At 52.6% G+C, this 20,788-nt stretch carries 19 protein-coding genes and 1 riboswitch; of the genes, 13 read left to right on the top strand and 6 right to left on the bottom strand.

The genetic code is table 11. From position 1 onward, the window contains the following. Positions 1-219 precede the first annotated feature (219 nt). Positions 220-1,524, bottom strand: coding sequence for an adenosylmethionine--8-amino-7-oxononanoate transaminase (gene bioA, locus A6301_RS17630; protein ID WP_234258373.1), 1,305 nt, complete (start codon positions 1,522-1,524; stop codon positions 220-222). 95 nt (positions 1,525-1,619) lie between these two features. Between bioA and bioB the strand changes: the two genes are divergently transcribed. From bioB to A6301_RS17595, 7 genes are all read left to right on the top strand, one after another. Continuing rightward, positions 1,620-2,657 carry a biotin synthase BioB gene (gene bioB, locus A6301_RS17625; RefSeq protein ID WP_205541963.1) on the top strand — a complete coding sequence of 346 codons (1,038 nt, stop codon included), beginning with the start codon at positions 1,620-1,622 and terminating at the stop codon, positions 2,655-2,657. A gap of 39 nt (positions 2,658-2,696) precedes the next feature. Further along, positions 2,697-3,854, top strand: coding sequence for an 8-amino-7-oxononanoate synthase (bioF, locus tag A6301_RS17620; protein WP_234258372.1), 1,158 nt, complete (start codon positions 2,697-2,699; stop codon positions 3,852-3,854). Beyond that, positions 3,835-4,596 (top strand): malonyl-ACP O-methyltransferase BioC, encoded by a 762-nt coding sequence (gene bioC, locus A6301_RS17615; RefSeq protein WP_234258371.1) that lies wholly within the window; start codon positions 3,835-3,837, stop codon positions 4,594-4,596. Before bioF ends, bioC begins: the two co-directional genes overlap by 20 nt. Beyond that, entirely contained in the window at positions 4,589-5,287 is a 699-nt protein-coding gene (gene bioD / locus A6301_RS17610) for a dethiobiotin synthase (protein WP_234258370.1), read from the top strand. The genes bioC and bioD overlap by 8 nt, the downstream gene beginning before the upstream one ends. A 2,107-nt stretch (positions 5,288-7,394) precedes the next feature. Beyond that, positions 7,395-9,407 (top strand): excinuclease ABC subunit UvrB, encoded by a 2,013-nt coding sequence (gene uvrB / locus A6301_RS17605; protein WP_107167910.1) that lies wholly within the window; start codon positions 7,395-7,397, stop codon positions 9,405-9,407. Positions 9,408-9,469: 62 nt separating this feature from the next. Beyond that, a complete protein-coding gene (locus A6301_RS17600) occupies positions 9,470-9,901 on the top strand; it encodes a VOC family protein (RefSeq protein WP_107167911.1) in 432 nt (143 codons plus the stop codon). Between the two features lie 80 nt (positions 9,902-9,981). After that, a complete protein-coding gene (locus A6301_RS17595) occupies positions 9,982-10,557 on the top strand; it encodes a hypothetical protein (RefSeq protein ID WP_234258369.1) in 576 nt (191 codons plus the stop codon). A 5-nt stretch (positions 10,558-10,562) separates the two neighbouring features. On the opposite strand, the gene yvcK is transcribed toward A6301_RS17595, so the two are convergent. Continuing rightward, the gene (gene yvcK, locus A6301_RS17590; RefSeq protein WP_215484039.1) at positions 10,563-11,471 is read right to left on the bottom strand and encodes a uridine diphosphate-N-acetylglucosamine-binding protein YvcK; all 909 of its coding nucleotides are present in this window, start codon (positions 11,469-11,471) and stop codon (positions 10,563-10,565) included. Positions 11,472-11,881: 410 nt separating this feature from the next. Further along, a riboswitch (molybdenum cofactor riboswitch) is annotated at positions 11,882-12,030 on the top strand. Between yvcK and moaA the strand changes: the two genes are divergently transcribed. The 6 genes from moaA (at position 12,018) to A6301_RS17560 (ending at position 15,589) form a co-directional block, all read left to right on the top strand. Further along, entirely contained in the window at positions 12,018-13,007 is a 990-nt protein-coding gene (moaA, locus tag A6301_RS17585) for a GTP 3',8-cyclase MoaA (protein ID WP_234258368.1), read from the top strand. (Overlaps the previous riboswitch by 13 nt.) Positions 13,008-13,041: 34 nt before the next feature. Further along, positions 13,042-13,560: a molybdenum cofactor biosynthesis protein B gene (moaB, locus tag A6301_RS17580; RefSeq protein ID WP_107167915.1), complete on the top strand. Its 519-nt coding sequence runs from the start codon at positions 13,042-13,044 to the stop codon at positions 13,558-13,560. Positions 13,561-13,578: 18 nt separating this feature from the next. Next, entirely contained in the window at positions 13,579-14,073 is a 495-nt protein-coding gene (gene moaC / locus A6301_RS17575; RefSeq protein WP_215484040.1) for a cyclic pyranopterin monophosphate synthase MoaC, read from the top strand. Further along, positions 14,070-14,315, top strand: coding sequence for a molybdopterin synthase sulfur carrier subunit (gene moaD, locus A6301_RS17570; RefSeq protein ID WP_095699093.1), 246 nt, complete (start codon positions 14,070-14,072; stop codon positions 14,313-14,315). Before moaC ends, moaD begins: the two co-directional genes overlap by 4 nt. A gap of 2 nt (positions 14,316-14,317) precedes the next feature. Then, positions 14,318-14,770 (top strand): molybdopterin synthase catalytic subunit MoaE, encoded by a 453-nt coding sequence (gene moaE, locus A6301_RS17565; RefSeq protein WP_039287286.1) that lies wholly within the window; start codon positions 14,318-14,320, stop codon positions 14,768-14,770. 111 nt (positions 14,771-14,881) lie between these two features. Continuing rightward, positions 14,882-15,589, top strand: coding sequence for a Bax inhibitor-1/YccA family protein (locus A6301_RS17560; protein ID WP_107167916.1), 708 nt, complete (start codon positions 14,882-14,884; stop codon positions 15,587-15,589). A 67-nt stretch (positions 15,590-15,656) separates the two neighbouring features. Here the strand turns inward: A6301_RS17560 and A6301_RS17555 are convergent, their stop codons facing one another. Genes A6301_RS17555 through hlyD form a run of 4 tightly spaced genes read right to left on the bottom strand, consistent with a single transcriptional unit; the run spans position 15,657 to position 20,737 of the window. Continuing rightward, positions 15,657-16,793: an ABC transporter permease gene (locus A6301_RS17555; RefSeq protein ID WP_234258367.1), complete on the bottom strand. Its 1,137-nt coding sequence runs from the start codon at positions 16,791-16,793 to the stop codon at positions 15,657-15,659. A 9-nt stretch (positions 16,794-16,802) separates the two neighbouring features. Then, positions 16,803-17,981, bottom strand: coding sequence for an ABC transporter permease (locus tag A6301_RS17550; protein WP_215484041.1), 1,179 nt, complete (start codon positions 17,979-17,981; stop codon positions 16,803-16,805). Further along, complete coding sequence (locus tag A6301_RS17545) at positions 17,974-19,716, bottom strand: ATP-binding cassette domain-containing protein (protein WP_234258396.1); 1,743 nt, start codon at positions 19,714-19,716, stop codon at positions 17,974-17,976. Before A6301_RS17545 ends, A6301_RS17550 begins: the two co-directional genes overlap by 8 nt. Beyond that, the gene (hlyD, locus tag A6301_RS17540) at positions 19,709-20,737 is read right to left on the bottom strand and encodes a secretion protein HlyD (RefSeq protein ID WP_234258366.1); all 1,029 of its coding nucleotides are present in this window, start codon (positions 20,735-20,737) and stop codon (positions 19,709-19,711) included. The genes A6301_RS17545 and hlyD overlap by 8 nt, the downstream gene beginning before the upstream one ends. Positions 20,738-20,788: the final 51 nt, after the last annotated feature.

Here is a 20,788-nt window from a genome sequence, read left to right as displayed (position 1 = left end):
GGCCTTAGGCCTCATCCCTTCGGGATCGGCGCAAGCGCTGTTCAAAAACGCCTCGTCGTTTTTGTCCTGAAACTCGAATTATTTGGAGTATAGACCCATGAAGGAAATGAATATTTCATTTTTGGGGAAACGATTAACGTTTTAATAAATAGCGATTATATTAAATAAAATCATAATGTTATTTTAAGGCGCACGTCAGTGTGCGCCTTGGTTGGCTGATTACTCAAATAACTGTGCATTATGGACCGCCGCGTAAACGGCATCAGTCAGTTTACGCAGTTCATCAGGCTGAATGATAAACGGCGGCATCAGATAAATGAGTCGACCAAACGGTCGAATCCAGACACCTTGCTCGACGAAGAAGCGCTGTAATCGCGCCATATTGACCGGGCGCTGTGTTTCCACCACGCCGATAGCACCCAGTACGCGAACGTTCGCTACCTGCGGAGATTCCGCACAGGGATGCAGTGCTTCTCGCAGTTGCCGCTCAATATATTGTACCTGACTTTGCCAATGATTTTCCGCCAGCAGCGATAAACTGGCGCTGGCTGCTGCGCAGGCTAGCGGATTGCCCATAAATGTAGGGCCGTGCATAAAACAGCCTGCCGCACCATTGCTGATAGTTTCGGCCACGCTCCGGGTAGTCAGCGTGGCTGAGAGGGTCATGTAGCCGCCAGTCAGCGCTTTTCCCAGACACATAATGTCGGGTGAAATTCCCGCGTGTTCGCAGGCAAACAGTTTGCCGGTACGGCCAAATCCGGTAGCGATTTCATCGGCAATCAGCAGCACGCCGAAACGATCGCATAGCTCCCGAACCCGACGCAGATAGGCCGGGTGGTAAAAACGCATTCCACCTGCGCCCTGCACGATGGGCTCCAGAATGACGGCTGCGATCTCAAGAGCGTGCGTCGACAGCATCGCCTGTAATGGCGCGATATCGGCTTCCTGCCAGTCATCGGCAAAACCGCTTTCGTTGATAGAGGCACAGGGTGGCGCATCAACAAACAGGTGAGCAGGCAAATAGCCCTGATACAGGCTGTGCATCGAGTTCTGTGGATCGCATACGGACATCGCCCCGAAAGTGTCACCGTGATAGCCATGACGCAGGGTGAGGAAGCGTTGGCGAGTTTCACCGCGTGCTTGCCAATACTGTAGCGCCATTTTCATCGCCACTTCGACTGCCACCGAACCGGAGTCCGCCAGAAAAACACATTCCAACGCATCCGGCGTGATGTCCACCAGTTGACGGCACAGCGCCACCGCTGCCGGATGGGTGATCCCGCCAAACATCACATGCGACATCTGACTGAGCTGAGCCTGTACCGCTTGGTTGATTACCGGATGGTTGTAACCGTGAATGGCTGCCCACCACGATGACATGCCATCAATCAGGCGACGTCCGTCATCCAGTTGCAGCTCGACGCCGCTGGCCGATACCACCGGATAGCACGGCAGAGGCGTAGTCATCGACGTGTAGGGATGCCAAATGTGGCGCTGGTCAAAAGCAATGTCGTCCGGGCTCATGATGATCTTTCGTAAACTAAAATGAATTCTATTTGGTTGACAGTATATCGGGTTAATTTACACTGGCGAAACGTTTTTAGTTTGGAGATGCCGAAGTGGCTGACCGCATGTACTGGACGCTTGAGCAAGCGCAAGACTTATTTAATAAACCTTTTCTGGAACTGATGTTTGAAGCGCAGCAGATCCACCGTCAGCATTTTGATCCCCGCCAGGTGCAGGTTAGTACGCTGCTGTCGATCAAAACCGGTTCCTGTCCTGAGGACTGTAAGTATTGTCCGCAAAGTTCCCGCTACCGTACCGGGATTGATACTGAACGCCTGATGCAGGTTGAACAGGTGCTGGAGTCGGCTCGTCAGGCGAAAGCCGCAGGATCGACGCGCTTTTGTATGGGAGCCGCGTGGAAAAATCCGCACGAGCGTGACATGCCGTATCTGGAACAGATGGTGCAAGGCGTGAAAGCGATGGGGATGGAAACCTGCATGACGCTGGGGACACTGCACAACGATCAGGCCGAGCGTTTGGCTTCTGCCGGGCTGGATTTCTATAATCATAACCTTGATACCTCGCCGGAGTTTTACGGCAGCATCATCACGACCCGCACGTATCAGGAACGTCTGGATACGCTGGATAAAGTGCGCGGTGCGGGCATTAAAGTCTGCTCGGGCGGCATTGTTGGGTTGGGGGAAACCGTGCGCGACCGCGCCGGGCTGCTGGTGCAACTGGCTAACCTGCCGACGCCGCCGGAAAGCGTGCCGATCAACATGTTGGTGAAGGTGAAAGGCACGCCGCTGGCGGATAACGAGGATGTCGATCCGTTTGATTTTATTCGGACTATTGCCGTCGCGCGCATCATGATGCCGGCCTCCTATGTGCGCCTGTCTGCCGGACGCGAGCAGATGAGTGAGCAAACGCAGGCAATGTGCTTTATGGCGGGAGCGAACTCCATTTTCTACGGCTGCAAACTGCTTACCACGCCAAACCCGAAAGAAGACAAAGATCTGGCGCTGTTCCTCAAATTAGGTCTGAATCCGCAGCAGACGGGTACCGAGTACGGGGATAACCAACAGCAGCAGCGCTTGACGGAGCAGCTGATTAACGCGGATAGCGAGCAATTTTATAATGCTGCGGTATAACGCGTGGGACGCAAACCGCAGAATAAGGCGTGCTGAATCATGAGCTGGCAGCAACGTATTGAAGCCGCGTTGGTACAGCGTCAGCAGGATGATGCTTACCGCGTGCGGCTGGCTAATCAAGGCGGTAGTGGACGCTGGCTGATGCAGGGCGATCGCTGCTATCTGAATTTTTCCAGCAACGATTATCTGGGGTTGAGCCATCATCCCGAGATTGTGCGTGCCTGGCAGCAGGGCGCAGAGCAATACGGTATTGGCAGCGGCGGCTCCGGGCATGTGACGGGGTATACCGATGCGCATGCCGCGCTGGAAAACCAACTGGCCGACTGGTTGGGTTACCCGCGTGCGCTGCTGTTTATTTCAGGTTATGCCGCGAATCAGGCCGTGGTGGCCGCGCTGGCACAGGCGGAAGATAGGATTTTTGCCGATAAACTTAGCCATGCTTCATTGCTGGAGGCTGCCGCACAGTCACCGGCGACGCTGCGGCGCTTTAAACATAATCAGGCCGATAGCCTGCAAGCGCTGCTGGAAAAGCCTACGGATGGCCAGACGCTGGTGGTGACCGAAGGCGTGTTCAGTATGGATGGCGACACTGCACCGCTGTCGGCATTGCAAACCCAATGCCGGGCGCATCATGCCTGGCTAATGGTGGACGATGCACATGGGATTGGCGTGCTGGGCGATGAAGGTCGCGGGAGCTGCTGGCAGCAAGGCGTTAAACCAGAGCTGCTCATCGTCACGTTCGGTAAGGCATTTGGCGTCAGCGGTGCGGCGGTGCTGTGTGCAGAACCATTGGCTGAGTACTTCCTGCAATTTGCCCGTCATTTGATTTACAGCACGTCGATGCCAGCGGCACAGGCCTGTGCGCTGAGCGCGGCAGTCAATTGTGTCCGGCAGGGCGATGCGCGGCGTGATGCGCTACAGCGTAATATCGCGCAGTTTCGCGCGGGTTTTTCCAACTCGTCATACCAACTGATGGATTCACAGAGTGCGATTCAACCGCTGATTGTCGGTGAGAATGCGCGGGCGCTGGCACTGATGAGCCATCTGCGTGAACAGGGCGTGTGGGTTAGCGCGATGCGGCCGCCGACGGTGCCGCCTGGCAGTGCGCGTCTGCGGATTACGCTGACGGCGGAACACCAGCCGGAAGATATCAGCCGCTTGCTTACGGTATTGCACCATGCTGACAGAAAACTATAACAAACAGGCAATTGCGCTGGCGTTTGGGCGTGCAGCGGGGGGCTATGACCAGTTTGCCGAACTGCAACGCACCAGCGGAGAACGCCTGCTGGCGCTGATGCCGCCGCACAGCGGTTTACAGGTATTGGATGCAGGGTGTGGAACAGGACACTTCAGCCGTTACTGGCGTCAGGCTGGTAAAAATGTGACTGCGCTGGATTTGTCGGCGGCGATGCTCGCACAGGCGCGCGAGCGGCACGCTGCGGATTGTTACCAGGAAGGGGATATCGAAAACTTGCCGCTGGCGGATCGCTGTGTGGATATCAGTTACAGCAATCTGGCTGTGCAGTGGTGCAACTCGTTACCGCGTGCGTTGGCAGAACTGTACCGAGTGACGCGGCCGGGAGGCATTATTGCGTTTGCCACGCTGGTAGACGGTTCCTTAAGCGAGCTGTCGCAGGCGTGGCAGCGGCTGGACGGTACGCGGCGGACGAATCGCTTTCTGCCGCTCTCCACGATTGACGCGGCCTGTCAGCCTTATCGACATTATTTGGTGCAGGAGCGTGAGGTGTGCCTTTTTCCCGATGTGCTAGCGCTGATGAAATCGCTCAAGGGAATTGGTGCAACCTGGCTGCATGAAGGGCGCACGCCGGGGCTATTGAGCCGGGCACGTTTGGCTTCGCTGGCGGCTTGCTATCCGCAAGAACGGGGCGGTTATCCGCTCAGCTATCAACTGGTTTATGGAGTGATTTATCGTGATTGAACGCTGGTTTGTGACGGGCACAGATACTGAAGTGGGGAAAACCGTTGCAAGTACGGCGCTGCTTCAGGCGGCGGGGCGCGCCGGATACCGCACCGCTGGCTATAAGCCTGTGGCGTCCGGCTGTGAGATGACGGCGGATGGTATTCGCAACAGCGACGCGCTGGCGCTTCAGGCCAATAGCCGTATCCATCTTGATTACCCGATGGTGAACCCGCTGGCGTTTATGGAACCGACGTCACCGCATATTATCAGTGCGGCGGAGCAGCGGCCGATTCATCTTTCGGCGTTGTCGGCAGGGTTACGTGCATTAGAAGCTCAGGCTGATTGGGTGCTGGTCGAAGGCGCTGGTGGGTGGTTTACGCCGCTGTCGGAGCAGGACACGTTTGCCGACTGGGTGGTACAGGAACAACTTCCTGTGATTTTGGTCGTTGGTATCAAATTGGGCTGCATTAACCATGCGATGCTTACCGCCCATGCTATTCAACATGCAGGTTTGCACCTTGGTGGCTGGATCGCTAACGACATCATGCCGCCTGGGAAATGGCACCAGCCGTATCTACAAACGTTGCAACAGCGCTTGCCTGCACCGATGCTGGGTGAAATTCCTTATTTATCGACTCTCCATCAACATGATCTGGGGCAGTATATTGATATTGGGTTATTAAAAAATAGACCGGACTTTGGAGAGTGAAAAAACTCGTCATGCTTCGAGCCACCCGAGTTATGTAAATATATACGGTAAATCATTCGGGTGGTGTTATTTATTAGCGATGGCTTTGACAAAAAGATTAAAGGCATTCACTTTAGCGAGCCTGTTATTACAATGTATAGCCTTGATACTTGATAGGTAATGTATTCTTGACATAATCACCAGATCTCCGACGCCTTCATATCCATCATTCAGTAATCGGCTAATAACATTTGCTGTGAGTGACAATATCGACTCATAGTTTTTATGTAGTGAGAGTAATACGTAATTGTCGATAATGTTGATAGGTGTTGAGATGAGTTTGAGTTGAAAACAACAGCAAGGTTTTCATCTATATCATGAATATTCGATATCTTATGTAAGGTATCAGCCAATTTTTTTCTTTCGGCTGACAAACTTATGTAGGGAATGATATTCAATCCGCTGAATTGACTGTCGGGAGTCGCATAGGTGAAACAATAACTAATGTAATATATGTTTTTTTCTTTTACATATTTAGACAGTGAAATGTATAAATGATAGTCCAATACAATGTACTTTGCTGTTGCCATGTGATAAAGACCCATTAAAACTCACTGGGCATATATTACACTAAAATGAGTTGGCGTATTTAAATACATGCCGGAGGCCAATAGCCATAAGTATTACAATAGCCTAAACAATCTGCACATTGACTTGTTCCATATACACGCCCCGGAACTTGTCCTTGACCCTGAATACATTCGACGTATTTGCCTGTGCAATATGGGTTGGCTGCGATATTTTTTATATTCTTATCTGGCCATTTCTTATCCATTAAAAGATTCTGGATATAATTCTTTTTCGTGGTAGGAGATTTTATCTCATCGATGACAGTGTAATGAGTGCTGTTGTTAGCATAAGAATTTGATAGCACTAATAGATTTAAAAAAAATAATCCGATTATGATATGAAGACAACGTCGCATATGTAAATTCTCCTTTGCTTATTTTACGCTTTAATCCTATCCATTTATTTATAGATAAAATAATTAGGTGGTTAAGTAAAGTGCGATATTTTCATATGGTTATTGAGTTTCAGCATAAAAGAATAATCAATCGCTCTAAACGTTTTTAGAAATCCTACTGCCGAAGATTGCTAAAAACAGCGCTCGTTCAGAAATAAAGCGGGTGTTTTTGCGTGGACCGTACTAGGGTGAAACAGGTTTTCCTCTTCATAGTTAATGGTGCTGTGGAAGAGCGGGAAAGCGGAAGTTAAGCAAAAAAGGTTGATGGATTTTCTTGGTTTTAGGAATAACAACGAATTTGGCTGTTTTTTACCTTAACTTATCCTATGAATGTAAATTCTGGGTTTTTATTAAAATCAATAGGTAAAACCTTCATTTTTTGCCTCTCCTTCCCCGCTATGTCTGAATGGTGACATGTGAATCCTCGACTATTTTTAGTCTTTTTCCGTCTAATACTTATGCGATAAATCACAGAAAGAGTGTGAAGAAAATCCATATCAGGAGGGATCGCGAATGAAGCGGGTGTTTCTCTAACTCAGGGCTGATGCGGGGTTGTGGGAGTTATCCACCATTTCTGTGGATAACTATGTGTATTATGGATAGACAACGCGTCCTAAGCGAGAGCTGGCGCGGGTTCTCGCTAGGTTGACGCTATTCTCCACGGTTTTGTTAATCTATTTATTATCATATGGTTAAGTAAAATCAAGCGTCTTGAACATCAACGACGTGTAGTTGCATAAATTAACGTCACTGGTCATCCCAGTATGTTACATCTTTACCTAATCTGGGGATAAATCATGATGATTTTATCTGGTAGATTAAAGATGAATGTGCTAGCAAATTAATTTGTCGATTAATCATCCAATCCAGCGATAATTTTCTTGATGCTGTTTTTATATCCAGTATCATGGCAGTGGCAAATTTCATCATTGGCATTCAGAATAAAGCATCGTGCGTCACAGGTAGTGAGCGTGTCGCTGCACTTCTGACGACATCATTGCCGTGCGTGAAAGCGTCAGTCCGTGTCTTTTACCTGCCTTTGTGCGTCCATCCACGAACATCGTATTTAGCGATGAGCAATAACGATAAGTAGCGTGCTTAACGATGAGTAAAGTATTTACACTGAATTCCGACTTTAAACCGGCAGGCGATCAGCCCGAAGCCATTCGTCGTTTAAAGGAGGGCCTGGAAGACGGCCTGGCGCACCAAACGCTGCTCGGGGTAACGGGTTCAGGTAAGACGTTCACAATAGCGAATGTGATTGCCGACCTTAATCGACCAACGATGATGCTGGCGCCGAATAAAACGCTGGCAGCGCAGCTGTACGGCGAAATGAAAGAATTCTTCCCTGATAATGCCGTCGAGTATTTCGTTTCTTACTATGACTACTATCAGCCCGAGGCCTACGTCCCAAGCTCAGACACCTTTATTGAGAAAGATGCGTCGGTTAACGAACATATCGAACAGATGCGCCTTTCCGCGACAAAAGCGCTGCTGGAACGGCGTGATGTGATCGTCGTAGCCTCGGTCTCCGCGATCTATGGTCTGGGCGATCCTGACTTATATCTGAAAATGATGCTGCATTTGACGCAGGGGATGCTGATTGATCAGCGCGCTATTTTGCGGCGTCTGGCTGAGTTGCAGTATTCCCGCAACGATCAGGCGTTTCAGCGCGGTACGTTTCGCGTACGTGGCGAAGTGATCGATATCTTCCCTGCGGAGTCTGATGAAATCGCGCTGCGCGTTGAATTATTCGATGAAGAGGTGGAACGACTGTCGCTGTTTGATCCGCTGACAGGGCATGTCCTTCAAACGGTGCCGCGCTATACCATCTACCCCAAAACGCACTATGTCACGCCGCGTGAGCGTATTTTGCAGGCGATGGAAGACATCAAAGTTGAACTTGCCGATCGCAGAAAGGTGCTACTGGCGAACGATAAGCTGGTGGAAGAACAGCGACTGAGCCAGCGCACGCAGTTTGATCTGGAGATGATGAACGAACTGGGATACTGCTCCGGTATCGAAAACTACTCACGTTATCTTTCAGGTCGTGGCCCCGGTGAGCCGCCACCGACGCTGTTTGACTACCTTCCTGCGGATGGGTTGCTGGTTATTGATGAATCCCACGTTACCGTACCCCAGATCGGCGGTATGTATCGCGGTGACCGTGCGCGTAAAGAGACGTTGGTCGAATATGGTTTCCGGCTGCCTTCGGCGCTGGATAACCGACCGATGAAGTTTGAAGAATTTGAAGCGCTGGCACCGCAGACGATCTATGTGTCTGCGACGCCGGGTAACTATGAGCTGGAAAAATCGGGCGGTGAAGTGATCGATCAGGTCGTTCGCCCCACAGGATTGCTCGATCCGCTCATCGAGGTACGGCCTGTTGCAACACAGGTGGACGACCTGCTTTCCGAGATTCGCCTGCGCGCGGCGATTAACGAACGCGTGCTGGTGACGACGCTGACCAAGCGGATGGCGGAAGACCTGACGGAATATCTGGAAGAGCACGGCGAGCGGGTGCGTTATCTGCACTCGGATATTGATACCGTCGAACGTGTGGAAATCATCCGTGATTTACGCCTTGGCGAGTTTGACGTACTGGTCGGTATCAACCTGTTGCGTGAAGGGCTAGACATGCCAGAAGTGTCGCTGGTGGCGATTCTGGATGCTGATAAAGAGGGTTTCTTGCGCTCTGAACGCTCTCTGATCCAGACGATTGGCCGCGCGGCGCGTAATCTGCGTGGCAAGGCGATTCTTTACGGCGACAGAATTACAGCGTCAATGGCGAAAGCGATTGGCGAAACGGAGCGGCGGCGTGAGAAGCAGGAAGCGTACAACACAGAACACGGTATTGTACCGCAGGGAATTAATAAGAAAATTTCCGATATTCTGCAACTGGGCCAGTCGGCGAGCAAAGGCAAAGGACGAGGCAATCGTAAAGCCGCAGAACCCGCAGCGCGTTATGAACTCATGACGCCGAAGGCGCTGGAGCTGAAAATCCGCGAGTTGGAAAGTAAGATGTTAACGCACGCGCAGAACCTTGAATTTGAAGAGGCTGCCGCCCTGCGCGATGAAGTGCAGGCATTACGTGCACAATTTATTGCCGTCTCTTAGTGCTCGCTGCCTCCTCGCGATCGCAGCATGATAACGACGTAGCACACTGCTAAGGAATCATGATGACCCCTATTATACCGGGCGTAGAGGTATTGTTTGTGGCAGGTTTCGGGCCGATTGTGAAATCACTATCGGCCAGCCACGCACTCTATGTCGATACGCTGAAGTTACCGCTGAAACCCGTCGCGGAAGGAAGCGACTATCTGGTGAGCGATGTGCTGGATGGCGTGAAGCATTTTGCCCTGTGGCCGCTGTCACAGGCCAGTGAATCCTGTTTCGGGCAGGAGAGTTGGCCTGCAAATCTTCCTGAGCCGCAAAGCTGGCTGGAGTTTGAAGTCGCGGATATGGCGGAGGCGACGGCGGCATTGAAAGTGCAGGGTTATGCGCTGCTGGTAGATAACCGTCTTGAACCTTGGGGACAGCAGGTTACTCGCTTTCTGAGCCCCGAGGGAATGCTGATTGGCGTGACTTATACGCCGTGGTTGCGGGATTGAAGGGGGGCGTGAGAAAACACGGCGGTCGCTAACGACATCTGGGAACGGCTGACTCCTGAAACAAGGCGAGGTTTTAAGGGATGATTGATAGGGAATTAATCAAAAATAACGCCAAAACATTTCTGATTGTTGTTGCGGCGCTGTCTGGTTGGACGATATACAACTATCAGCAAAAAATGCTGTTTGAGGATTATCGCAATGAGCAACTTAATCAAATTCGCGAAAGGGAACTCGCGTTGGTGAAGCAAACCTCGGTTGTGGATTTTCGTGAACAGCAGTTAGCAATGCGCGAAGAGGCGCTTAATGGCCAGATTCGACAACTTGCTGAGCGTGAAGGGCAGCTTGACTTGCGTGAGCAGAACGTCGCACTTTCGGTTAAGTCTCTGGAGCCTGAATTAAGAATCAACAAGGTACGCGATGAGCTTTCTGCTTTGATGAGCAAGTTCTCCGATTTAGGCGTAAACCTTGCCCATCTTCCACCGTGCAATGACGCTGATATGTTGAAACGCTATTTTCAGGCTGAGGCAATTCTGCATGAGATTGGCAGCCGCGCTCAGGCTGCGAAAATATACGAGGAATACCGCCCGTTCATCAGTATGAATACTCCAACGTGGGTGAACATGGAACGCTGTGAAAGCCCCAAAATCCTGAAGTAGTCAGCCTATCCCAGTCTTTGCAGCACGACATCTATGGCTTGACGCAGCAGCTCGCGGTCGTGATGGTGTGGCACATCATCTGCGGCCAGTGCCTGCTGTATAACCAGACGGTCATGAATCTGGCTGACATCGACTTTCGGACCGACGATGACGGCATCCACCATCGGTTTTCCCACTTTGAGTTCGATCCAGGACAACTTCTCCGCCAGCGTCAAGCGGGCTGCTGGGTTGCTTTGTTCACTACCTAGGTTGCCAATGTACACCATGGGCGCAGGTGTGCGGCGGAGCGCTTGTGTCAGATCCTCCAACAACAGTAGCGGCATGAGGCTAGTCAGGAAACTGCCGGGGCCGATCAAAATGAGATCGGCTTGTGCGATGGCATCAATGGCTTCACGCGTTGCCGGTACGGTCGGGTAGAGTTGCAAATCTTGCGGTAAGGCTGACAGCTGATCGATCTCAACTTCGCCATAAACAGGGTTGCCCTGTTCATCAATCGCCATTAAATCGACAGGATGCTCGGACATCGGAATTAAAAAAGCATCCACCTTGAGCAGATTACGAATCAGGTTGATGGCTTCCAGCGGACGTACGCTCAGGTGATCGAGCGCTTTTAGCATCAGGTTACCCAGATTATGCCCGGCCAGTTCGCCGTTGCCATTAAACCGATACTCGAACATCGCAGAGGCTACGCTGGGCGTAGTGATCAGTTGGTTGAGACAATTGCGAGTATCGCCCCAGGCAATGCCGCCTTCAGAGCGGCGGATGCGGCCAGTCGAACCACCGTTATCCGTGGTCGTGACAATACCGGTCAGCCGTGAACCCAGAGGAGAGAGCGAAGACATAACACGACCTAAACCGTGTCCGCCTCCTAGTGCAACAACCCTATCAAGGTCGGCCAACGTGCGATTGCGCATAGAAACCTTATGAATAAGCCAGAGGAATATGAATAACGTGTATACCCGTCATACTTCAAGTTGCATGTGCGTTGGCTGCGCTAAGTGACCCGAATCACTTACCTGAGTAAGCTCATCGGGATGACTTCTCTTGCCGCCTGCCTGAAACTTGAATTATTTAGGGTATAAGAATTGTCGCTAAGGTAGCTGATTTCACCTTAAAACGCGAAAAATCCTCACTCAGGCATGACCTAAGACAATTTCTGTCGTGTATTTTTCCGTATGCTGTGCAACATAAGATATTGAAAATACGTTATATATTTATTTATATACCGATTTTGAGAGTGGTTAGCTGTGCTTTTTCGCAGTAGACTGCTCAATGAAATCACGGTTCTTTGTCGGTTATTTCGCTGCGGTTTAACGGATAAACGATGAGAATCAAACTCCTAGCCTTGGTGCCTAAGTGATGCGCGTAGTGCGCGTGATACGGTGCTTTGGCCGTGGCCTTCGCGGTCACCAGGGTGCGAGGTAGAAATGCCTGCATCTCCCGTATTTGGAAAGGTGTTTATGGTGAGTCAACTGACTGATGCGTTTGCGCGCAAGTTTTACTATTTGCGTCTGTCTATCACAGACGTCTGCAATTTTCGCTGTACCTACTGTCTGCCGGATGGTTATCAGGCCAATGGCACTAATCCACATCGCTTTTTATCACTCGATGAGATTCGTCGCGTCAGCCGTGCTTTTGCCGAATTAGGGACGGAAAAAGTCCGTCTTACTGGCGGTGAACCGTCTCTGCGTCGCGATTTCGTCGATATCATTGCTGCGATCCGTGAAAATCCTGCAATTCGTACGCTTGCGGTGACGACTAACGGTTACCGTTTGGCTCGTGACGTTGCTCAATGGCGTGATGCCGGGCTAACGGCGCTGAACGTGAGCGTCGACAGCCTTGATGCACGCCAGTTTCATGCGATTACCGGGCAGGATAAATTCCGGCAGGTGATGGACGGCATCGACGCGGCATTTGATTGCGGTTTTGCCAAGGTAAAGGTCAATACTGTGTTGATGCGCGATGTGAACGCGGGCAGCCTGCAAACTTTTCTCGACTGGATTAAACACCGTCCGATTCAACTCCGCTTTATTGAGCTGATGGAAACCGGAGAAGGAGGCGATCTGTTTCGCCGCCACCATGTTTCCGGCGAGGTAATTCGCCAGCAACTGTTGCAGCAAGGCTGGCAGCAGCAGCAACGTGCACGCAGCGACGGCCCAGCGCAGGTATTCAGCCATCCTGACTATCAGGGCGAAATCGGGCTGATTATGCCGTATGAGAAAGATTTCTGCCTGAGCTGTAACCGTCTTCGAGTCTCGGCCATCGGGAATCTTCACCTGTGTCTCTTTGGCGAACAGGGTATCCCACTACGCGATTTGCTGGCTGACGATCGTCATCTTGATGATTTGAAAATGCGCATTTCGGGCGGGTTGTCGACGAAGAAGCAGACCCACTTCCTGCATGAAGGCAATAGTGGCATGACGCAAAATCTGTCATTTATCGGCGGTTAATCCGCGACATCACTGATTCTTAAAGGAACCTGACATGAGCAAAGTCAGCAGCGAATTCGTTTCTCTCAATCTTGCGGTACTGACCGTCTCCGAACGTCGTACGGCAGAAGACGATACCTCCGGCGACTATCTGCGCGAAGCGGCACAGTCTACAGGGCACCGCATTGTCGCCAGCGCCATCGTGAAAGAGAATCTGTACCAGATTCGAGCACAGATCTCGGCGTGGATTGCCAGCGATGAGGTGCAGGGCATTCTGATTAATGGCGGGACAGGCTTTACGGCGGGGGATGTGGTGCCGGAAGCCATTAGCGTCTTGTTCGATCGGGAAATTGAAGGTTTCGGCGAACTGTTTCGCATGGTGTCGTATGAAGATATTGGTACGGCAACACTGCAATCCCGTGCGCTTGCCGGTCTGGCTAACCAGACGGTGATTTTTGCGATGCCGGGTTCGACACGCGCCTGTCGCACAGCATGGGAACGCATCATTCAGGAACAGCTGGATGCGCGCCAGAAGCCGTGTAATTTCTACCCACACGTGAAAAAATTCTCTTAACGGTAAGCCTTATTCACTATGTCATCATCTAAGCCACAATTGACCCACATTAACGCCGCTGGCGAAGCCGCAATGGTGGATGTTTCCGCCAAAGTTGAAACCGTGCGCGAAGCGCGTGCGGAAGCCTTCGTTGAAATGGCGCCGCAGACGCTGGCAATGATTATTGCCGGCAGCCACCATAAAGGGGATGTGTTCGCTACCGCACGCATCGCCGGGATTCAGGCCGCAAAACGCACATGGGAACTGATTCCACTCTGCCACCCGCTGCTGTTGAGCAAAGTTGCTGTCGAGTTGGAAGCGCAGCCGGAGCACAACCGGGTTCGCATTGAATCTGTGTGTCGCCTGACGGGGAAAACCGGCGTGGAGATGGAAGCGCTGACGGCGGCCTCTGTGGCCGCATTGACCATCTATGACATGTGCAAGGCCGTACAGAAGGATATGGTGATTGGTCCGGTGCGCCTGTTGACGAAAAGTGGCGGCAAATCCGGCGACTTTACGGCGGAGGGAGCATGATTACGATTCTGTTTTTTGCTCAAGTCCGTGAACTGATCGAGACAGACAGCCTGTCGCTGCCTGCTGAGTATGCCACTGTAGAAGATGTGCGACAGGCGTTATGCCAACGCGGCGCGCGCTGGGCGCTGGCGCTGGAATCCGGCAAGCTACTGGCTGCGGTGAATCAATCACTGGTTGAACTGTCACACCCGCTACAGGATGGCGATGAAGTGGCGTTTTTCCCTCCGGTAACAGGAGGTTGATCGTGGCAGAGACGCGTATTTTGGTCGGTGAAGAGAACTTCAACGTAGGTGATGAATATCAGTGGCTGGCGCAGTGTGATGAAGACGGCGCGGTGGTGACGTTCACCGGTAAGGTGCGTAACCACAATCTGGCGAAAGATGTCAGTGCGTTGACGCTGGAACATTACCCCGGTATGACGGAAAAGGCGCTGGCGGAAATTGTCGAGCTGGCACGCGAACGTTGGGAACTGCCGCGTGTGAGCGTGATTCATCGGGTAGGCGCACTCTATCCGGGTGATGAAATTGTATTTGTTGGCGTCAGCGCCGCCCACCGCAGCGCGGCGTTCGATGCAGCCCAGTTCATCATGGATTATCTGAAAACCCGAGCGCCGTTCTGGAAGCGGGAAGCGACGCCGGAAGGTGAACGCTGGGTGGAATCACGCGACAGTGATAAGCAGGCTGCGCAGCGCTGGTAGTCGGTTTCTGTGTTAGGATAAAAGGATGGCGGGGAGAGTATTTTTATCCTCAATCCCCCAACAGGCGGTTCGCGCCGCGTTAATCAGATAACTTTATGCAAAGGTAACATCATGGACAGATATCCACGCTCGGGTTCAATCGTTGAACGCTCGCAGTCTGGTCTCCAGGCCTATATGGCTCAGGTTTATGGCTGGATGGGTTGCGGCCTGCTGCTGACGGCGTTCGTATCCTGGTATGCGGCGAATACGCCCGCCGTGTTTAATTTTATTTTCTCCAGCCAGATCACGTTCTTCGGGCTGATCATTGTTCAACTGGGGCTGGTTTTCGTCATTTCCGGCATGGTACAGCGTCTGAGCGGTGGGGTTGCCACGTCACTGTTTATGCTCTATTCCGCGCTGACGGGGCTAACGCTCTCCAGCATTTTCGCCGTTTATTCGACTGAATCTATTGCCAGCACCTTTGTGATTACGGCGGGGATGTTCGGCGCGATGAGTCTGTACGGCTACACCACGAAGCGTGATTTAAGTGGCTTTGGCAGCATGCTGTTCATGGCGTTGATCGGGATTATTCTGGCCTCGCTGGTGAACCTGTGGCTGAAAAGCGAAGCGCTGATGTGGGCAGTAACCTATATCGGCGTGGTGGTGTTTGTCGGTCTGACCGCGTATGACACCCAGAAGCTGAAAAACATCGGCGAACAGTTGTCGGTCGATGACAAAGACAGCTTCCGCAAATACGCCATCGTCGGCGCGTTGACCTTGTATCTCGACTTCATCAACCTGTTCCTGATGCTGCTGCGTATTTTCGGTAACCGTCGTTAATTCTTGCCTACCTCTCTGGCGCGGTTCCCCGCGCCAGAGATTTTCCTATCGAGTATTCCCCTCACATCTAAGCAATATTCCGTCGAAAAATCGCGTAGGCTGCCGAGCCTGTGGTCAGCGTGATGATAAACAGCGGCCATAGACTGCCCCAGATAATGCTGAAATCCGCATCCTTCAGGTAAATTTGCTTCGTGATATCCGTGAAGTGACGGATAGGGTTAATCCAGGTGATGTGCTGCAACCAGATTGGCATGTTCTCAACCGGTGAGACATAGCCGGAAAGCAGGATCGCCGGCATCAGGAAGACGAACACGCCGATAAATGCCTGCTGCTGTGTGGCACAGAGTGAGGATATCAGCAGGCCAAAGCCCACCAGCGATAGGCCGTAGATCAGCATCGTGGTGTAAAACAGCAGTAGCGATCCGGCGAAGGGAATATGGAAAATCAGGATGCCCGCCAGCAGCACGATCGTGGCCTGAAACGTGGCGACGATCAGCGCAGGCACAGCTTTGCCAATGAATATCTGGCTAGTAGAGAGCGGTGAAACCAGCAGCTGTTCCAGCGTACCTTGTTCCCGCTCGCGTGCTACAGAAAGCGCCGTAACAATCAACACGCCGATAGTGGCGATCATGGCAATCAGCGACGGCACCACAAACCATTTGTAGTCCAGATTTGGGTTATACCAGTGGCGTACCACCAGTTCACTGTTGTTATGAAATGCATTGTTCTGATTGGTAGCGCTTTGAGCTGGTCTGGCTGCCAGCAATGCCAACTGATAATCACGCACGATGTGCTGCACGTCATTGGCGGCGATCTGGGCGCTGTTGGAACGTCTGCCGTCGAGAATCAGTTGAAGCGGTGCGCTGTTCCCGTTGGTGATGTCACGCGAGAACTGCGGCGGGAAACGTAGAATCAGTAGCGCTCGCTGATTATCCAGCGTCGGCGCAACGTCCTGTGGGCTATGCAACATCAGCACGTGAGAAAAGGATTTTGCCTTGGCAAAGCGTTGCGTCAACTCTACTGCGTGAGGGCCGCTATCTTCGCTGTAAATTGCAATGGTTGCATTGGTTACGTCGAGCGTCGCGGCGAACGGAAACAGAGAAACCTGAAGGATAACGGGCAGCACCAGAATGGAGCGCGTTTGTGGATCGCGCAGCAGTGATTGCAGTTCCTTGATAATCAACGTCCACAGACGATGCAGCATAGTCGCTCCCTAATCCAGCCTGCGCCGGGTTTGCCAGGCCGTCAGACCAATAAAGACGATTGCGGAGAGGATGAGAAACAGCAGGTTAGTCATCAGTACCGTACCGATATTTCCCGCGAGAAACAGCGTTTGCAGCGTGCTGACAAAATAGCGCGCTGGGATGATGTACGACACGCCGCGGACAAACTCTGGCATGCTGTCGATTTCAAAAATAAAGCCGGACAGCATGATGGCAGGCAGAAATGCGGCATTCAGTGCGACCATGGCGGCATTGAACTGATTGCGGGTAAGGGTAGAAATCAGCAACCCCATGCCCAGCGTGCTGGCAAGAAACAGGCTGCTAATAACAAACAGCAAAATCAGCGAGCCACGATAAGGCACCTGCATGACGAAGGTGGAAACCAGAATGCACAGCGTCATGGCGATCATCCCAAGAAAGTAATACGGGATGAGTTTGGACAGCAGCAGCTCGGCACGGGTGACCTGCGTAGAGAGTAGCGCTTCCATCGTCCCGCGCTCCCATTCGCGGGCGATCACCAGCGAGGTGAGAATGGCGCCAATCACCGTCATGATGATGGTAATCGCACCGGGAATGATGAAATGCTGGCTGATGGCGGCTGGATTAAACCAATAGCGTGATTGCACCTCAATGAGCTGCTCGAACGTGTAGCCGCGATCTTCCGCCCGCTGCTGTTGCCACAGTAGCCAGATCCCTTCCGCGTATCCCTGAACGAAGTTTGCCGTGTTGGGTTCGCTGCCGTCGGTAATGACCTGAATTGGCGCACGATCGCCCGGCCGTGCCAGCCGTTCGGCAAAATCGGTGGGGATCACGATCAGACCGCGAATACGGCCAGCCTGCATGTGTTGAATCAACTGCTGGCGGTTATTACTGATGGTCGGTGTGATAAACGGTGAGGCTGCAAAGGTATTCGCCAGATCGCGCGCGTCTTCGCTCTGTTGTTCCAGTAGAATACCAACGTGCAGGCGGCTGGAATCGAGATTGATGCCGTAGCCAAAAATAAAGAGCAACAGCAATGGGATCACGAACGCAATCAATCCGCTGCTGGGGTCGCGCAAGATTTGGCGTGTCTCTTTCAGACACAGCGCCCGCAGGCGACGCCCGGAAAAATGCGTGCTGCCGTGCTGGCTTGCGTTGTCCTGTTCAACGCTATTCTTCTGTTCAACCATATGCAGCCTCCCCGTCGTACGCCTGAATCAGCGCAATAAACGCCTCTTCCATCGTCGGCGATGGCGTTTGTTGACTGGCGGCCTGATGCTTCAGCTCGTCCGGCGTACCGCTGGCGATCAGTTTGCCACGATACACCAGCCCGATGCGGTCACAGTATTCGGCTTCGTCCATGAAATGGGTGGTGACCATGACGGTGACGCCGCGATTGACCATGCCGTTGATGTGTATCCAGAATTCGCGTCGGGTTAGCGGATCGACGCCGGAGGTTGGTTCGTCGAGAAACAGAATATCGGGTTCATGCATCAGCGCACAGGCCAGTGCCAGCCGCTGTTTGAACCCTAACGGCAGGGCATCCGGCGTTTGACGGTAAATGGGGTGGAAATTGAAGGCCTCGGTCATTCCGGCCATTTTATCGCGCTGCGCTTTGCCCTTGAGTCCATAGACGCCGGAGAAAAACCGTAGATTCTGTTCGACGGTCAGATTGCCGTAGAGTGAGAATTTTTGCGCCATGTAACCCAAATGCTGGCGCGCTTTGCCGGAGCTGGTTTTCAAATCCATATCGAGCACCAGCGCTTTGCCGTCAGTTGGCACCAGCAGGCCGCACATCATCTTAAAGGTGGTTGATTTACCTGCGCCGTTCGGGCCGAGCAGACCAAAAATCTCACCTCGTTTTACTTGAAAGCTGACGTGATCGGTTGCGGCGAAATCGCCAAATTTCTTCGTCAGCGCCTGGGCTTCGATCACAGTTTCACCGCCGCTGATGTCAATTTGCGGCATGATACTTGCCAGCGATGAATCGCTGGCTGGGCCACCGCCCAGCAAATCAATAAATGCATCTTCAAAGCGCGGATCGGTATCGTGCAGGCTGTTGGTTTCCAGATGTAAGGCGGAGAGCAACGCTGCCCGATCGGCGTTGGGTTTTAGCATCAGCCTGACGTATTGCCCCTGGATCACGCCATCGCTGACTTGTGGAAGACGCAGTGCCTCTTGTAACACATCCCGATGTCGGCGAGTTCCGGTATCAACCAGAATACAGCGTCCTGCCATGCGAGCGGTCAGATCGCGCGGCGCACCGCGATACAGCAGTTCGCCTTCGTTCAGCAGTAGTACATCCCGACACTGTTCCGCCTCATCAAGGTAAGACGTACTCCACAAGATCAACATGCCATCGTCAGCCAGCTCATGCACCATGTGCCACAGCTCACGGCGAGAGATGGGGTCGACGCCGACACCAGGTTCATCCAGCAGAAGTACCTTGGGTTGTCCCAACAACGTACAGGCCAGCCCCAACTTTTGTTTCATACCGCCGGACAGTTTGCCTGCCAGTCTGTCGGTAAAGCGGGTTAAGTCGGTAAATGACAGCAGGCGGTCAAAAGTGCCTTTGCGCACATCACCGGTGATGCCGCGCAAATCGGCATATAGCGTCAGATTTTCCATCACCGTCAGATCTTCATATAGACCGAATTTCTGCGGCATGTAGCCCAAAATGGCATGGAGCTGACGATCCTCGTTGATGGGATCAAGGTTGGCGACGCGTAACGTGCCGTGACTGGGGGTCAATAATCCCGCCAGCATACGCAACAGGGTGGTTTTCCCCGCGCCGTCGGGGCCAACCAGCCCGGTCACGGCACCGCTGTATATTTCAGCGGTGAGGCTGGCAAGGGCGGGCTTTTCCTGTCCGGCAAAGCGTTTTTCCAGTCCGTTCAACGAGATATGTGTGGCAGCGTCAGTCATGGCGAACGGACTCGGTAGCACGATTGGCCTCTTCATCGCGTACGCTTTCAAAACGCAGCGTGACTGGCATACCTTGTCGTAAACCGTCATCGGGATCGTTAACCACAATACGCAGGCGATAAACCAGATCGGTGCGAAGATCTTCGGTTTCGACGCTCTTTGGTGTGAATTCGGCGCTTGGTGAGACAAAACCGATTTTGCCATGGTAAGGCTGGTTTGGACGGCTATCGGTGTAAATCAGCATGTGGCTACCGGGCACAACGCGACCGAGATCTTTCTCGCTCACATAGGCGCGTACCCAAACGGGACGAGTCAGGGAAAGGGTGAAAACGGTGCTGCCCGTCGCCAGCATACTGCCTTTTTCGGCGGCACGGGTGAGGATCACACCGGGAGAAGGGGCAAGCAGTTCAGTATCCTGCCTATCCAATTCCGCTTGTGCCAGCCCGGCTTCGGCCTGCGCTACCGTCGCCTGTGCCGCGGCGATTTCCTGTGGCCGATTACCGCGCTCAAACTGGGTTAATTTGTCTTTCGCTGCTTGTAGTGTTGCAAGCGCCTGATTACGTGCTGTTTTGGCATCGTCCAGCATGTTGGCGGAAATGGCGCGTTTGTCCCACAGTCCCTGCTGGCGCTGGTAGAAACTATTAGCATAGTCATAGGCAGCCTGACTTTGGACAACCTGAGATCGCACCTGCGCGATCTCTTCCTGACGGTAGCCTTCCTGTGCCAGTTGAAGCTGCGCCTGCGCACTGGCGAGATTCGCCTGTGCCTGATGTTGTGCATTCACGTAAGGCGCGGCGTCGAGCGTTGCCAGCGGCTGGCCTGCTTGTACGGTATCGCCCTCGTCAACGTTCAATTCAGCGATTCTGCCGCCGACGCGGAAGGCCAGATTGACGATACGGATATCTACATTGCCGTAGAGCGTGAGCGGTTTTTCCTGCTGCTGGTGGTGGTGATAAAAACCGTAACCTGCACCGAGCAGGACAAGAATGAGGACGGCGAACGCCAGTTTTCTCTTGTTCATCACGCATAATTCCTTGTTTATCAGCGGTGGGCTTGTCAACGGTAGCGATCC

The sequence above is a fragment of the Pectobacterium sp. IFB5596 genome (genome assembly GCF_021432585.1).
Lineage (GTDB): Bacteria > Pseudomonadota > Gammaproteobacteria > Enterobacterales > Enterobacteriaceae > Pectobacterium > Pectobacterium punjabense.
The sequence above is the reverse complement of the archived record's forward strand: the minus strand, read 5'-3'. Positions and strand labels throughout refer to the sequence as shown.